The sequence below is a fragment of the Chloroflexus islandicus genome, assembly GCF_001650695.1.
In the GTDB taxonomy this organism is placed as follows: Bacteria; Chloroflexota; Chloroflexia; order Chloroflexales; family Chloroflexaceae; genus Chloroflexus; species Chloroflexus islandicus.
In genome coordinates this window covers 70,461-86,146 of the sequence record NZ_LWQS01000038.1, presented here as the reverse complement: position 1 = coordinate 86,146, position 15,686 = coordinate 70,461, and the positions used below count along the sequence as shown (strand labels likewise).

At 60.2% G+C, this 15,686-nt stretch carries 10 protein-coding genes; 6 read left to right on the top strand and 4 right to left on the bottom strand.

Annotation, left to right across the window (positions count from 1 at the left end):
* The first annotated feature begins 220 nt into the window (after positions 1 to 220).
* The 3 genes from nadA to nadC are packed head-to-tail and all read left to right on the top strand — an operon-like array spanning position 221 to position 3,747.
* Positions 221 to 1,192, top strand: a complete 972-nt coding sequence (gene nadA / locus A6A03_RS04655) for a quinolinate synthase NadA (RefSeq protein ID WP_066784089.1) — start codon at positions 221 to 223, stop codon at positions 1,190 to 1,192.
* A gap of 38 nt (positions 1,193 to 1,230) precedes the next feature.
* Complete coding sequence (gene nadB, locus A6A03_RS04650; protein ID WP_066784087.1) at positions 1,231 to 2,856, top strand: L-aspartate oxidase; 1,626 nt, start codon at positions 1,231 to 1,233, stop codon at positions 2,854 to 2,856.
* Between the two features lie 39 nt (positions 2,857 to 2,895).
* Entirely contained in the window at positions 2,896 to 3,747 is an 852-nt protein-coding gene (gene nadC, locus A6A03_RS04645) for a carboxylating nicotinate-nucleotide diphosphorylase (RefSeq protein ID WP_066784084.1), read from the top strand.
* A 7-nt stretch (positions 3,748 to 3,754) separates the two neighbouring features.
* Here the strand turns inward: nadC and A6A03_RS04640 are convergent, their stop codons facing one another.
* From A6A03_RS04640 to A6A03_RS04630, 3 genes are all read right to left on the bottom strand, one after another.
* Complete coding sequence (locus A6A03_RS04640) at positions 3,755 to 4,831, bottom strand: radical SAM protein (protein ID WP_066784079.1); 1,077 nt, start codon at positions 4,829 to 4,831, stop codon at positions 3,755 to 3,757.
* A 209-nt stretch (positions 4,832 to 5,040) separates the two neighbouring features.
* The gene (locus A6A03_RS04635; protein ID WP_245668835.1) at positions 5,041 to 7,212 is read right to left on the bottom strand and encodes an ATP-binding protein; all 2,172 of its coding nucleotides are present in this window, start codon (positions 7,210 to 7,212) and stop codon (positions 5,041 to 5,043) included.
* Positions 7,209 to 7,889 (bottom strand): response regulator transcription factor, encoded by a 681-nt coding sequence (locus A6A03_RS04630; protein WP_066784076.1) that lies wholly within the window; start codon positions 7,887 to 7,889, stop codon positions 7,209 to 7,211. The genes A6A03_RS04635 and A6A03_RS04630 overlap by 4 nt, the downstream gene beginning before the upstream one ends.
* 597 nt (positions 7,890 to 8,486) lie before the next feature.
* Here A6A03_RS04630 and A6A03_RS04625 point away from each other — a divergent pair.
* The 3 genes from A6A03_RS04625 to A6A03_RS20290 all read left to right on the top strand — a co-directional run bounded on the left by A6A03_RS04625 (position 8,487) and on the right by A6A03_RS20290 (position 12,859).
* Positions 8,487 to 10,943, top strand: coding sequence for a CSLREA domain-containing protein (locus tag A6A03_RS04625; RefSeq protein WP_066784073.1), 2,457 nt, complete (start codon positions 8,487 to 8,489; stop codon positions 10,941 to 10,943).
* A gap of 141 nt (positions 10,944 to 11,084) precedes the next feature.
* Positions 11,085 to 12,422 (top strand): choice-of-anchor Q domain-containing protein, encoded by a 1,338-nt coding sequence (locus A6A03_RS04620; RefSeq protein WP_066784071.1) that lies wholly within the window; start codon positions 11,085 to 11,087, stop codon positions 12,420 to 12,422.
* Between the two features lie 299 nt (positions 12,423 to 12,721).
* On the top strand, positions 12,722 to 12,859 hold the full coding sequence (locus tag A6A03_RS20290) for a hypothetical protein (protein WP_156525263.1): 138 nt from the start codon (positions 12,722 to 12,724) through the stop codon (positions 12,857 to 12,859).
* Positions 12,860 to 12,908: 49 nt separating this feature from the next.
* Here the strand turns inward: A6A03_RS20290 and A6A03_RS04615 are convergent, their stop codons facing one another.
* Entirely contained in the window at positions 12,909 to 14,417 is a 1,509-nt protein-coding gene (locus A6A03_RS04615) for a type III PLP-dependent enzyme domain-containing protein (RefSeq protein WP_066784068.1), read from the bottom strand.
* Positions 14,418 to 15,686: the final 1,269 nt, after the last annotated feature.

Here is a 15,686-nt window from a genome sequence, read left to right as displayed (position 1 = left end):
TTAACAATATCACCTGATCTCGGTTGCCGTGCATTGATCTCAGCCTGCTTGCATGTTGCTGCGCTCTCATTGTGCAGCGAAAGTAATGAAAAGAGAAGGGGGAAAAAGGGCCTAGTTGGATAAAAAATTTTTTAGTGACCTCTTGACAATATCTCGCGAGAGGTGTATACTCATCGCAATTGTTAAAAGTGTAATAATAACACTAATTGGAGAACGCCCCATGGTCGCCCAGCTCTACGAAACGACCGTCGCAACCGCTGCCGAATTGATAGCCGAGATTAACGACTTGCGCCGCCGGCGCAACGCCATCATTTTGGCTCATAACTACGAATATGGTGAGATTCAGGAGATCGCCGATTACGTTGGCGACTCGCTTGGCATGGCGCAGGCTGCGGCGCGCACCGATGCCGATGTGATCGTAGTCTGCGGCGTCTACTTTATGGCTGAAACGGCGGCCATTCTCAACCCGCAGCGCACGGTGCTGATCCCCGATGCCAATGCTGGTTGTTCATTGGCCGATTCGATTACGGTCGAGCAGTTGCGGGCATGGAAGGCGGCCAATCCCGGCGCGGTGGTGGTGAGCTACGTCAACACCAGCGCCGCCGTTAAGGCCGAGAGCGACTATTGCTGCACGTCGGGCAATGCCGAGCGGGTGATCAATGCGATTCCGGCTGATCAGACCATCCTCTTCTTGCCGGATATGTTCCTCGGCAGCTATCTGCGCCAAAAGACGGGCCGTCCGCTCAAGATTTGGGCTGGCGAATGCCATGTTCACGCGGCGATTCGCCCGGCGATGATCGAGCAGAAGCGGGCGGCGATGCCTGATGCCGAGTTTCTGATTCACCCGGAATGCGGCTGTGTGAGCAGCGCGATGGATGATCTGGCCCGCGGTGCGATTGATAGCCGCGGCACCTATATTCTTTCCACCGAGGGCATGATCGCGCATGCCAATCGCTCGCCGGCCAGCCGGTTTGTGGTGGCGACCGAAATCGGTGTGTTGCATCGCATGCGCAAGGCCCATCCTGACAAACAGTTTATGCCGGTCGATGAGTCGATCAGTTGTCGCTATATGAAGCTGATTACGCTTGAGAAGGTGCGCGATAGTTTGCGCGATCTGCGCGAACCCGTCACCGTGCCGCCGGAGATTGCCGCGCGCGCGCGAGTCGCGATTGACCGGATGTTGGCGTTGTAGTCGTGGCAATGCACCGCATTGTCTCCGGAGGACTCACTATGCAACCTATCTCTGCCCCACGGAGTGCGTTACCATCGCTACCCCCGGCTCGCGAACGGCGCGTTGATGTCTTGGTCATTGGCGCCGGCGCGGCTGGTCTAACCGCCGCATTGGCCGCCGCAGCGCGCGGCGCGCAGGTCTTGGTGTTGGCCCGTGGTTCGTTGCCGGAAAGCAATTCGGCGTGGGCGCAGGGCGGCATCGCCGCGGCGCTCGATCCTTCCGATTCGCCGGGGATTCACGTCGCCGATACGTTGACCGCCGGCGCCGGTTTGTGTGACGTAGCGGCGGTGTCGGTGTTGGCCCACGAAGCGCCGGCGTTGATGCGGGAATTGGCCGAACTCGGCGTTCCCTTCGAGCGTGATGCCGATCGGTTTGCGTTGGGTTTAGAAGGCGGCCATTCGCGCCGGCGCATCGTTCACGTTGGCGATGCCACCGGCTGGGCAGTGACGCAGATGCTGATCGAGCGCGTGCGGGCGATGCCACGCATCACGGTGTGCGAGCAGGCGCAGGCGGTTGATCTGCTCACTGCCGGCGAGCGAGTGGTGGGGGCGTTGGTGCGGTTGGCCAGCGGCGCGTGGTTGCGGGTGCTGGCGGCGGCGACGGTGTTGGCTAGTGGCGGGGCCGGCGCGTTGTATGGCCTGACCAGTAACCAGCCTACCGCTTTGGGGGAAGGGATCGCGATGGCGTATCGCGCCGGTGCGGAAGTGGCCGATTTGGAGTTTGTCCAGTTCCATCCAACCGTCTATCGCACCCGTGACGGGCAGGGATTTTTGATCACCGAAGCGGCTCGCGGCGAAGGTGGTTTGCTCTATACGCCAGCCGGCCGCCGCTTTATGCCGGCCTACGATCCGCGGGCTGAATTGGCTCCGCGCGATGTGGTGACGCGCGGGATTGTCGCGGCGATGCAGGCGGAAGGGTGCGATCATGTGCTGCTCGATCTGACCCATCTGCCGCCTGATCTGATCGAGCATCACTTCCCCACCATCTGCGCCCGTTTGCGAGCCGATGGGATCGATCCGGTGCATGATCCGATCCCGGTGGCGCCGGCGGCCCACTACCTGATGGGGGGGGTGCGCACCGATCTGAACGGTGCGACCAATCTGCCCGGCCTGTTTGCTGCCGGCGAAGTGGCTTGCACCGGCGTGCATGGCGCGAACCGGCTGGCGAGCAATTCACTGCTGGAGTGTTTGGTCTTTGGTCGCCGGGCCGGCGAAGCGGCAGCATCGTACCGTGGTCGCGCCGTACCAGCGCCCGATCCGTTGCCGGTCGCGCCCGCGGCGGTGGCGCCGCCGGCTGATTGGCGTACCGCGCTGGCGACGATCATGCACGCGGCGGGGCCGTTGCGCCACGGTGATAATTTGCGCGCTGCTCTGACCGAACTGGCAGCATGGCCGGTTAGCGCCGATCCTGCCGATGCTGATGCGCTCACGGCGGTCAATGCCGCCCTGACGGCGCGGTTGATCGTCGCTGCGGCCTTGCTGCGCACCGAGAGCCGCGGTGGCCATTTCCGCCTCGATTACCCGCAGAGCGATGAGGCGTGGCGCAAGCATACCATCTTGGGCCGCGACACGTCGCCGGCGTTTGTGGCCGCCATTGCGCCGGCGCCAGCGTTGGCCGCCGATTAAGCGGGTTGTGCCCTCCGCATGATACTTAACGGAGCTTGTATGGAACTCCCGTTGCACGTCATCGATACCATTGTTGCCCATGCCCTCGCCGAAGATATTGGCAGCGGCGATCTGACCACGCTGGCCGCGATTCCGGCGGCAGTACCCATGATCGCTCACGTTGTCACCCGGGAAGCCGGGGTGATTGCTGGCTTGCCGGTGGTCGTCGCTGTTTTCCGCCAGCTCGATCCCAGCGTCAAGGTGCTGCTGCACACCGCGGATGGCGCTGCAGTCGCTGCCGGCGCCACGCTTGCCATCGTAACCGGCCCGGCCCGCAGCATCCTCAGCGGCGAACGGGTGGCGCTCAATCTGGTGCAACGCCTCAGCGGGATCGCAACGCTGACGGCCCAGTATGTGGCGGCGGTGGCCGGCACGCGGGCCCAGATTCTCGATACGCGCAAGACCACACCCGGTTTACGCGCGCTCGAAAAGTATGCCGTGCGCATGGGGGGCGGGCGTAATCACCGGTTTGGCCTGTATGACGGTGCGATGCTCAAAGATAACCATCTGGCCATACTTGCCGCGCAGGGCATTGATCTGGCTGCGGCGATTGCCCGCGTGCGTGCGCAACTGGGGCCGATGGTGCGGCTCGAGGTTGAAGTTGAAAGCGTCGCTGCTGCGATAACCGCTGCTGAAGCTGGAGCCGATCTGATCTTGCTCGATAACATGCCGCTCGACCAGCTCCGCGCAGCGGTGCAGGCGGTGGCCGGTCGCGCGCAGACCGAAGCCAGCGGCGGCGTCAATCTGCAAACGGTGCGGGCGATTGCCGAGACTGGGGTTGATTACATCTCAGTCGGGGCGTTGACTCATTCGGTGCGCGCGCTCGATATTGGGCTCGATTGCGCGGCGTAAGCACAGTTTACTCGTCATCGGCTAGATGCTCGACGCGCAATTGCCAGAGCAACCCGCCTAAAGCCGGGCCAAACCGGTCAATCAGGCGCTGGCGCGTGCGGCCCTCTTGGTAGCGCTGACGGGCAAAGCGCTGGATCTGCTGCTCTTCATCGCCGACGCGCAACGTTTGCATCAGTTTGAAAGAGACATCGTCGAGGCCAAAGGTGGCGGCCACATCCACCAAGCGGGCAATCGACTCGTAGGGTGGTTCCAGCAAGACGGTAGCGTGCGTGTAGATGCCTTGCTCGCGGGCATACGCAATCAACTTGCGGGCCTGTTCACGGCTGCTGGCTGAGTCGAAGACGCTGGTTGCGGCCAGCGTAAACGTGATTGCCTCGCAGCCGGCTTGCGCCAACTGCCGGATCCGATCCTCACGTAGGCGGTCAAGGGCGACGGCAGCTTGCCATTTAATATTGAAATGCGCATTGATCAACTGATCGAGGAACTCATCGAGCCACTGTTCATGAATGGTAAGCTCTGGTTCACAGAACAGAAGATGGCGAATGCCAACTTCTTCGACTAGAGCGCGAATCTCGTGGCAGATCTGGCGGGGCGGGCGCAGTTGCCATTGGTTATGCATCCGCCAACCAATCACCACCGGCGTCTGCACTTCACCACCCGGCGCGCGCAATTCGTAATGTTCGAGCGAGAGCAAATGACGGGCCGGGTATGGCAATTCTTCGCCAGTCTGGGCAGGAAGCGTGTTGACGCCATTCAGCCAAGCTAACAGGCTGGCAGTGGCTGCTAATGCCTCACTGCCGCTGCGATGCGCGAAGAGCGGCAAGATGTCGGGATAGGTTTGGTGGATGTGGGAGACTGCCTGCTCAATCGCATGGCTATCTTCACCGGCGATAATGACACGCTGTGGTTGAAAGGTTTGCAGCCGGCGCTGAATGTCTTCCCAACCGCCCAACGGATCTAGCGCGCGATCGAAGATGCGCACAATTGCGCGCCGCTGTTCGAGCACCGCCGCGGTATACGCCATCGTGAGCGGCGGGAGATGATTGTCATCCTTGGTTGGGAGCGCAATAATTGCGATCTTCACAATGACTCCAGCCGGTGTTGTGCAGTGGTTAACAGACTCCTACATCACGATAGGCTAAGGGATGGGGCGCTAGTATAAGCCGTAACAACTTAACCGATGGTGCGGTGAGCCGTCGCAACGTTGCTCTTTTTTCTGGCGATCTCCTTGTTGCGAAGTGTAGCATAGTTGTGGTCAGATGAATGTGACGACTTTGTCAGAAAGCGTCTTCACTATGCGATAGCCCGATCACCAGTATTGGCGCCAAACGTGCGTTCGTGCTGTAACGGCAATGAGAATGAAAAGCGCGTTCCTTTGCCAACCTCGCTGTACGCAATCCAAATATTACCGCCGTGTGCTTCAACAAATTGCTTACAGATTGCCAACCCTAGTCCTAAATGCGGCCCTTTTGAGCTGCCGTTGCCTTCGCTGTAGAACGATCGAAACACCTTGTCAAATTGTTCGGTCGGGATGCCGATACCGGTATCAGTGACGTGAATATGGATATATGGGTGCTGCAAGTCGGCGCTGACAGTAATCTTCCCGCCGGCAGAGGTCGCTTTCGCTGCGTTTTCGATCAGATTCACTAAGACTTGGCTAATCCGTTCTTCATCAGCCATAATATCAGGCAACTGATCGGGCACATCCCACACCAATTCGAGATCACGCTCTTTGACCTGTTGTTGCTGCTGCATACAGGTGGCAATGATCAGATCAGTCACATTGGTGCGCACCAGATTCAGCTTGAGCTGACCAGTTTCCGATCGGTTCAGGTCGATCAATTCGGCGATCCGTTTGGCGAGCCGGCGGGCGCTACTATCAACTTCTTGCAGAAATTCACGCTGACGTTCATTGAGTTTCCCGACGCTATCACTCTGTTTCAACACGATTTTGAGGTAGCCTTGCAGCGTGTTGAGCGGGTTACGCAATTCGTGGGACACTTTGGCGATAAACTCGCGGCGCTGCTGTTCTTGCGCCTTCTGGCCGGTCACGTCATGCAACACCAGCACAGCAAGGCGCGTATCCGGCGAGGGGCTGACCAGCGTGCCGTGGATCTGATAATACTGCTTGTCATCACCCTCGTCATTATGCACTTCCCGGACGAGCGAATCGCCTGCCTGATGAAGATAGCGCGCGATGTTGGCCAATTGGGCGGCTAGTGTGCCATCGTGGGCCGCGCTTTGCGCCAAGGCCCGGCGCGCGATGGCATTGTCGAGATAGACTGCCCCCTGATCGTCGTAGACTATCAGGCCATCGGCCATCTCGTGCAACACCGTGCTGAGCATCGCCTGCTGCCGGCTCAACTGGACGTGCAGTTCGGCGTTGCGGATAGCGATCATCGCCTGAATGCTGAACGATGTCAGATGGCGTTCTTCGGCGAGCGAAAAAGCCTCTTCTTGGTGGCTGACCACGCTCAACGCGCCGCGCACATGGCTCGGTTGTTCCGGATCGAACAAGGGAACGCTGAGCGCAGCGCGAAATCCATGGCGGGCCAGCACTGCCCATTCTGGTCGCTGCTCGATCTCGTGACGGTCGAGCAAGATGGTGCGTTGGCTCGCAATGACGGCCTGCGCGAGGGTGCTTGCCCAATCGGTGGCATGGCGATCGGCGTGCAGGATGCGGTGTTCGAGATCAGTGCGCTGGATCAGGGTCAAAGCTGCATCATCGATCCGCTGTACGCCTAACATATAAGCCAGCGAGTCGAGAATTTGGCGCAACACATCATCAAGGCTCAGCGAGCTGCTAATCGCGCGCAAACTCTCGCCAAGCGCTTCCATCCGGCGCAACCGATCGCGCAAATCATTGTTCGATGCCTCAAGGCTGGCGACCTGTTGCTTCTGCTCGTGACGCAGGTGCTCGTAACGCGCGCGCCATTCGCGCGCAGCGAGGTTGCGCTGGTTGCCAAACAAGATCAGCGTTGCGATAGTCACGGCACTGATGAGGAAGCTGCCAAATGCGGCGAGGTTGCTAAATATGCCAGAATTGGGCAGTGCCGTTATTGGGATATCAAGCGCGAACAACAGACCAACGCTCCCCGGTATCAGCATTAACCACAATGAGTAGAAGCGATAGCGCCATGCGCGCAGCGCGCTGATCCCCTGAATAACAGTTATGGCAGGAGTTAAGGCGGCGGTGGCGATACACCAGCCGAGCGCAATGGCATCACTGATCGCGGCGACCATCAACAGCCGCCCGGTCAACAGGGGTATGCGACGGATCCAGAACAGCAAGCCGATATTGACAACTGCATAACCGATCAGAACCCAAAGCACCGGTGGCGGTAGGTCAAATTGGGTCAGCGCCCAACTCAATCCTAGTGCCGGCAACGGCAATAGGCGACGAATAATAGTTTGCAGTTGCTCGGTATTAGACCGCATGATGGCCGGTGAGATGCCATGGTTCACGGTTCAAACTTGTAGCCAAGGTTGCGTACCGTAATCACATGGCGGGGATGATCCGGATCCTCTTCTACTTTCGTGCGTAAGCGCCGGATGTATACGGCGACGAGGTTGCTCTCGCCTTCGTAGTCGTAACCCCAGACTTTACTCAAGATTTGGGTCACGTTCAAAATGCGGCCAGCATTTTTCATCAAATAGTAAAGCAGGCGAAATTCAAGTGGGGTCAATTCGACCACACGGCCATCTGCAAAGATAACTTTGTGCTCGACCGGATCAAGGGTAATATTGCCTTGGCTGAGGCGCGTTGACGTATTCAACATATCAGCGTTGCGCCGCCGCAAGACGGCCTCAACGCGGGCTAATAACTCCGATGGCTCAAATGGTTTGACTAAGTAGTCATCACCGCCGATTTGCAGCCCCATCACCCGATCTTGCAGTTGCGATCGCGCCGACAGAAAGATAATCGGCACATCGGAATTGCGCCTGATCTGCCGGCAGACTTCAAAGCCATCGATCTTGGGCATCATGATGTCGAGCAGGATCAGATCGGGATTGTGCTGCTCAATGACTTGCATAATACTGGTGGCGTCGTGCGCGCGGAGAACCCGGTAGCCAGCTTCCTCAAGCAGATACGAGGTTAATTTAGCGCTGGGAATGTCATCATCAACCACCAAAATATTCATGGAACGCTCCCCGTTTGATTCTGATGCGCACACCAATAGGGCCTGCCTATGCAGCTTATTCATTGTACCACTTGCCGATTGCTTTTGGTAGAGTGGTCACATTAAAAACTTGTGTCTGCTCTCGTGTTGCCTTGGGGAGTGCGTCGCCTGTGTCCGATGCCCAACCGTCTAGCTCGAGATGTGGTAGGCCACGGCGCCGCAGAATGCCTCGTTGTCGTTTGTGACCCCTCCGCTCGCTCGGTAGTTTGATGGGAGCGTTGTCTGTTGAACCTCCGCTGTGCTCGCCGCAGCGGGGACGTTTTGAGGACGCTTGATCGTTACTATGCAGATAGTCTCGTTCTGATCGGCAGATTCGTTATTGCGCCATGGTGATCGCATCCCACAAGCTACTGATCCCCGGCTGTTGTTTGCTTGCCGGTGCATCGAGCAGCACAACCAGCCCTAGCCCGGCTTTGCCGCCGGTGCGAAACCGCTCGCGTTGGGTACGATTGCGCTGCCAATATCGAAGTCAAGCGTCATAGGTTCTCTGGGCATAGTTGTGCTGGCGTGTTTCCTAGTCCGGTATGCTGTTCCATCCACACATTCGCGGAGGTCATTATGAAACGGTTGCGTTGGGCCGGCGCGCTCCTGCTGATAGTGATGCTGTTTGCGCGGCAGCACGTTCAACCTGTATACGCGGCAGGGTATGTGGTCAATGCGCTGGCCGATACGATTGCCAACGACAGCGCCTGCACGCTGCGCGAAGCGATTCTAGCGGCGAACAATACCCCTGTTAACGCCAACTGCGGCGCCGGGAGCGCCAGTAATGACACGATCACCTTCAGCGTGAGCGGGACGATCACGCTCGGCGCGCCGCTACCGGCTATTGTGGCAGGGCAGGGAACGCTGACGATCGCCGGCGGCGGAAATATCACCATCAGCGGCAATAATGCGGTGCGGGTGATGATTGTGGACAACGGCGCCGATCTCACCCTGCGCAACCTGACGATTGCACAAGCGAGTGTCGCATTTAGTGGCGGAGGCGTTGCCAACTCCGGGACGTTGACCGTGAACAACGTCACCTTTTCGAATAATAGCGCGTCGGGTGGCGGCGGCATCGCCAATTTCCCCGGTGGTACGCTAATGGTCACCGATAGCGTCTTCTTTGGCAACAGCGCGTTGGGTGGCGGCGGCATCTCCAACGGTGGTATCCTGACCATCAGTAACAGCACGTTTGAGAGCAACAGTTCAACCTTGGACTTTGGCGGCGGCATCCACAATAACGCCGGCGGCACGCTCACGATCACGAACAGCCTGTTTTTGAGCAACAGCGCCGTGACGACTGGCGGCGGCATTTCCAGCAGCGGCACGCTGACGGTCACGCACAGCACGTTCACGAACAACAACGCTGGCTCCTCAGGCGGCGGTATCATCAGTTTTGGCACGTTAACGGTGAATCACAGCGTCTTCGTTGGCAACGAAGCTGCCACTGCCAACGGCGGCGGCATTTCGAGTAGCGGCGTGCTGACGGTCGTGAACAGCACCTTCTCCGCCAACAGTGCTGCTATCGATGGTGGCGGCATTGATAACAGCACTTCTGGCACGCTGACGGTCGTGAACAGCACCTTTTCCGGCAATAGCGCCGCGAATGGCGGCGGCATCTTCATTGGGAGCGGCAGCGCGACGCTCAAGAACACGATCATCGCCAACAGCGCCAGCGGCGGTGATTGCATCGGTGTGCTGAGCGGTACGAACAACAACAATCTCATCGAAAACAATGCTAACGCCTGCGGCTTGACCAACGGCGTGAACGGCAACATCATCGGCCAAGACCCTAACCTCGGCACGCTCATCGGTTCACCTGCCTACTTTCCGCTTAACGCGGGTAGTCCGGCGATCGACGCTGGCGACAATGCCACTTGCGCCGCCGCGCCGGTCAACAATCAGTCGCAAAACGGCCTCCCTCGCCCGCAAGACGGTGACGGGAACAGCACCGCGGTCTGCGACATCGGCGCGTATGAGTTGACCCTTCAACCCGCCAGTTATGTCGTCAATACGCTAAACGACACCACTACCGCCGGCGATGGCTTGTGCTCGCTGCGTGAAGCGATCTTGGCCGCCAACAACGATCCCGCCTACAACAGTTCCAGCGGGTGCGGCCCTGCTAGCAGTCTTGCCGACACCATCACCTTCAGCGTGAGCGGGCCGATCACGCTCACCGCGATGCTGCCGAACATTGTCAGCGGTCAAGGAGCGCTGACGATCAACGGCGGCGGGAATGTCACAATCAGCGGTAATAATGCGGTGCGGGTGATGTGGGTGAATAGCGGCGCCGACCTTACGCTGCGCAAACTGACGATTGCCAACGGGAACATCATTGGCGGCGACGGCGCTGGCGTCGCCAACTTCGGCACGCTCTTCGTGGATGGCGTTACCTTGCGGAATGGCAACGCTGCCGCTGGCGGCGGCATCGCTAATTTTGCTGGTGGTACGTTGTTGGTGAGCGATAGCGCCTTCTCTGGCAATAGCGCCGTGAACGGCGGCGGCGGCATTGCCAACTATGGCGGGGCCACCTTGTCGGTTGCCAACACCACCTTCTCTGCCAACACCGCCAGCGGCGCTAGCGGCGGCGGCGGCATCTGGAACAATGGCACGTTGACGGTGAATAACAGCACCTTTTCCGGCAATAGCGCCACGAATGGCGGCGGCATCCGGATCAACGGCGGCAGCGCGACACTGCGGAATACGATTATTGCCAATAGCGCGAGCGGCGGCGATTGCGTGGGGACGCTGACCGGCGCCAACAACAACAATCTTATCGAAGACAATACCAACGCCTGCGGCCTGACCAACGGCGCGAACGGCAACATTGTCGGGCAGGATCCGCAACTCGGTACGCTAACCGGCTCGCCGGCCTACTTCCCGCTCACTGCGGGCAGTCCGGCGTTCAACGCGGGTAATAACGGCACCTGCGCCGCTACCGACCAGCGCGGCGTCTCCCGTCCGCAGGGTGGTCGATGTGACATCGGCGCGTTCGAGCTGAGTGTGATATTGGTGCCGTTGGTGGTTCGGTAAGAGGCAGGGCCGGTCTCAGACCGGCCCCCGCTGGCGGCGCTTGCGGGCCAAGCTGGGAACGTTACGGTGGTCACCGTTCTGATGAACAAGTGCGGTGGGGCGATGGCTCCAACTAAGATCGGTTCATGCAAGGAGGTTCGTGTGAAACAATGGGGTCTGGTCATCGCTCTGCTGGTGGTAATGCTGTTCGTGCCGCAGCCTGCTCAGCCTGTGTACGCAGCGGGGTATGTGGTCAACTCACGGGAGGATAACACGACGAACGATACCTTCTGCACGCTGCGCGAAGCGATTCTAGCGGCGAACAATACCCCTGCCAACGCTAATTGCGGCGCAGGGAGCGCCGGTAATGACACCATCACCTTCAGCGTGAGCGGGACGATTACGCTGGTCTTGTTTCTGCCGAGCATTGTGAGCGGCGCGGGAACATTGACGATTGATGGCGGCGGGAACATCACTATCAGCGGCAATAATGCGGTGCGGGTGATAATTGTGGACAGCGGCGCCAACCTGACGCTACGCAATTTGACCATTGCCAATGCAAGCACCCCATTGAGCGGCGGCGGCGTGGTTAATAATGGCACATTGACAGTCAGCAACTGCACCTTCTCCGGCAACAATGCCGGCAGCGGCGGCAGCATTGTCAACTTCAGCAGCGGTACGCTCACGGTCGCTGACAGCACCTTCTCCGGCAACAGCGCGACCTTCGGCGGCGGCATTGACAATGCCGGCGGCGCCTTGACCATCGTCAACAGCGTCTTCGTTGGCAATAGCGCCGCCAACAGCGGCGGCGCCATCTACAACAATCCCGGCAGCACACTAACGGTGAATACGAGCGACTTCTCTTCCAACAACGCCACCTACGGCGGCGGGATTGCGAACCATGGCAACCTGACGGTCAATACCACTACCTTCTATCGCAATGTCGCCAATACTAATGGCCAAGGCGGCGGCATCAGAAACCTCGGCACATTAACAGTGACCAACAGCACCTTCGCCAACAACCGCGCCGAAGGTTTTTTAGGCGAGGGAGGCGGTATCTGGAGCAGCGGTACGCTGACAGTCAATAACAGCACCTTCTCCAGCAATCCCGCCAACCCAAACAATGGCGGCGGCAACGTCCGGATCAGCAGCGGTAGTGCAACGATTAGAAATACGATCCTTGCTAATAGCGTGAACGGCGGTGATTGTGAGGGGACATTAAGTAGCGCAAGCACCAACAATATCATGAGCGCGTTCGCCGGTTGCGGTTTGACCAACGGCGTGAACGGCAACATCGTCGGGCAGGATCCGCAACTTGGTACGCTGACCGGCTCGCCGGCCTACTTCCCGCTCACTGCGGGCAGTCCGGCGTTCAATGCAGGTGACAACGCTACCTGCGCCGCTACCGACCAGCGCGGCGTCTCCCGTCCGCAGGGTGGTCGATGTGACATCGGCGCGTTCGAGTTGAGTGTGATATTGGCGCCGTTGGTGACGCGCTAATTGATGGCAGAGGGGCTGGTCTCAGACCTGCGAGGAAGTCTGAGACCGGCCCCTCTATTGTGGGTTGAGGGGCGGACAGCATGTTTGGTCGAGTGCAACCGTTGATCGCTGTGCGATGTCTCAACGCTCGGCTCTCTGCTCCCCTCTCCCGCGCCAGTGGGAGAGGGGCTGGTGGGAGCCAGCAGCCCGCGCAGCGGGCTTCGTAACGATAGCCCGGCCCCTTAGGGCCGGGTTCCGGAAGGTGTGCTGTCTGCCCTTAAACCATTGTGGGGCCGGTCTGAAGGTAGTTCGCGACGAGCATGGGGTGGCGCCAATTGCTGCCGGCGCGCTGGCGAACCCCGCTGCTGGCGGTGTTTGCCGAGCCGATGCGAATGGCGCTAGGTGAAGGCAATGCCGGCAACAATGCATTGCACCGCCAACCCGGTGACGGTGCGTAGATCAGTCGCGAACGTGGGGCGACGCCTTGCGTCGCCCCACACTGATACCTTACACCGACAGCGCCCGCTCGCGCATCCGGCGCCGGGCCGGCAACACCGCCGGACGTACCGGTTGGCGGAACGGCAGCGTCAGCGGGAGGGCGGTCGGTTGTGGCCGGTAGCCCAACAAGCGCATAATGGTGGCCTGATCTTGTTGGGGTGTGATCCGTGAGCTGAGCCGCCCATCGCGCTCTTCGACGATAAACCGGGCCGCTTCGGGGGTCAGGCAGTGGTGCGCGCCGCCGCGCCCCGAAATCATCTGCTGGTAGGCGCCAATGCCGAAGATGGCCAGCACAAGGCCGCCCTCGGTGGCCGGCAGCCACAACGGCGCCTGTTCGGGCCGCGGATAGATGTCGTCGCTGTCGCAGGTGCGGCGACCGGCCAGCCGCACCGGACGCACCGGCTTGTCCCAATCGGTCAGCGGCAAGATCACAAACTCCTGCCCGCTCACAAACAGAGTGTCGGGCAACATGACCATCATAGAGCCATTGACCAGATACCAATCGGGTTGGCCGGCGTGCCCCGCTTTGACCGAGCCAACCTCAACCAGATAGGCGCTGTGGGTGGCAACGGTATAGCGACCAAACTCGCCGATCAGTTCCGGCGCCGGCACGCCATAATCAGCGCAAAGGTCGCGGATCGTCGCCATTAGCCGGCTGAGGAAACGCTGATAATCAAACGTGAAGGTCAACTGGTAGCCAGAGGTGGGCATGCCGCCGCCGAAGTTGAAGTAGCGCAGGGTCGGCACCCGCTGGCGCAACCGGCAGTAGTTCTCGATCGACGCGCGCAGGGTCGTGAGGAAGTGGGCTTCGTCTTCGATCTGGCTGCCGATCATGGCATGGTACAGCACCAGCGTATGGTGGCTATCGGCAATCAATTCCGCCGCCTGCTCGATCTCGGCGGTGGTCAAGCCAAAGCGGTCATTGCCGGGGTGGCGGCCATCGCGGTTGCCGGCGGCGCGCTCGCGCACACCAAACTGGATTGGCGCCGGGGTGGTGATCAGATCGCGCAGCTCATCAAGATCATCGAGCACCGGGATCACCGTCTCGCACCCGTCGAGACGCAGGTTGCGGATCGCATCGCGGTAGGCTGGCTCTTTCGAGCCATTGCAGCAGATCAGCCGGTCTGCCGGCAGAATGCCTTGCCGCCAGAGACCATGGGCAATGATCAGGTCTGCCGTCGCCGAGGTTTCGTAGTGCGCTCCGGCGGCCAGCGCCGTCTGCACTGCTTCGGCGGCGAAATTGGCTTTGGTGGCGTAGGCGTAGTGGAACGCGGCTGGGTATTCGGTCGCGGCGCGCGCTTGCTCGGCCCAGCCGATCATGCGTTGCACTTGGGCAGTAATTTGGGGCGTATAAACCACTTCAAGCGGTGCGCCATGCTGGCGCGCCAGCCGGTTTAAGTTGAGACGATCGCCGAAGTAGAGCTCACCGTCGTAGCGGCTCACGAAATCGGTCAGGCGGCCCTCACCGGCAAAGCCGGTCTGCTGTGCAATCAGGTCGGCAAAGGTTAGCGTCTTCAACTTACCACATTCCTCCGCAATACGAGGCGGGTATGACCCGCAGAGCGAAAACAAGGCAAGACGAGACCTGCCCCGCGTGTAACGGGCCAGATCACAGGCGTGCAATGGCTAGCGCCAACCGATCACGATCGGCGCTGGCGCAGCCATGGAATCAGCGATTCAGCGTTAGGGAAAGAAAAAAGGCCCTGCACCTGATGCAGTGGCCGGGGAAGCGAGAACGCGCAGCGTCACTCGCGCGGCTAGTAGGCAAGGCCTACTTGCGCACGGCTTGCAGGTGTGCAGTTTGGGAAGCGCTGAATCGCGCGTATGTTGTATGCGCCGTCCATACTGCCTCACACTAGCCCACCCGACGCTGTCTTCCACACGAGGCGACGTTCGTCGCCGTGACAGCGATTTCCGCTCGGCGTTCGGTGTTGCGTGTTACGTGTGCCTTCCCAGAACGCGAAACCCGTAACCCGAACGTAACGGGGGGCGCGAATGACATGGTCGATTGGCTCGACCGGATGCGCATTATACAACCGATGGGGGTAGGAGTCAATAGGTGATCGGGGGAGTTGGGCGCGGGATTTTATGTCATTGCTCGTCGCCGGAGGCGGCGAAGCAATCTCCCGCTTCGGCGCAGGGTCAGCAGGGGTACCAACCCCTCCCCCAGCGGGGGAGGGGCAAGGGGTGGGGGCCATTCCGACCGCTCGGCTCGCAATGACATAGGTGAGCGTTCTATGGAGTGCGGCAGTCATACTGCCGCACTCCATAGGAGCGCGGATTGGTCTCGTTGTCAGGGTGAGGGGTTGTCCCCCGGTTGTCATTGCGAGGGAGTGGCGGCCCCCAGCCGGGCTGGGGCCGCCCGACCGAAGCAATCTCCCGCTTCGGCGCAGGGTCAGCAGGGGTACCAACCCCTCCCCCAGCGGGGGAGGGGCAAGGGGTGGGGGCCATTCCGACCGCTCGGCTCGCAATGACAGACGGTAAGCGGGGGTACCGTCCTGACCCTAACCCTCTTCCGAAGGAGGAGGGAGCAGGCAGCGCCCCCTCCCCCAGCGGGGGAGGGGCAAGGGGTGGGGGCCATTCCGACCGCTCGGCTCGCAATGACATAGTGGCTCTACCAAAAAACCACTGCGCCCTCTGCGGTCTTTGCTCCTTTGCGTTAGGGGTCTCTGCGTCTTGGTTTGCTTGGCGGCTTGGCGTTGATTCCCTCATCCCCCGGCCCTCTCTCCCACCTAATGGCGGGAAAGGGGGAGCCGCTGGATGGCGGGCAAGGCTGACCTCACTTGA

What these genes read in the sequence shown, in the direction of transcription:
- A6A03_RS04625 (WP_066784073.1), top strand. Translation starts at nt 8,487, where the DNA reads ATGAAACGGTTGCGTTGGGCCGGCGCGCTCCTGCTGATAGTGATGCTG.
- nadA (WP_066784089.1), top strand. Translation starts at nt 221, where the DNA reads ATGGTCGCCCAGCTCTACGAAACGACCGTCGCAACCGCTGCCGAATTG.
- nadC (WP_066784084.1), top strand. Translation starts at nt 2,896, where the DNA reads ATGGAACTCCCGTTGCACGTCATCGATACCATTGTTGCCCATGCCCTC.
- A6A03_RS04630 (WP_066784076.1), bottom strand. Translation starts at nt 7,889, where the DNA reads ATGAATATTTTGGTGGTTGATGATGACATTCCCAGCGCTAAATTAACC.
- nadB (WP_066784087.1), top strand. Translation starts at nt 1,231, where the DNA reads ATGCAACCTATCTCTGCCCCACGGAGTGCGTTACCATCGCTACCCCCG.
- A6A03_RS20290 (WP_156525263.1), top strand. Translation starts at nt 12,722, where the DNA reads ATGGGGTGGCGCCAATTGCTGCCGGCGCGCTGGCGAACCCCGCTGCTG.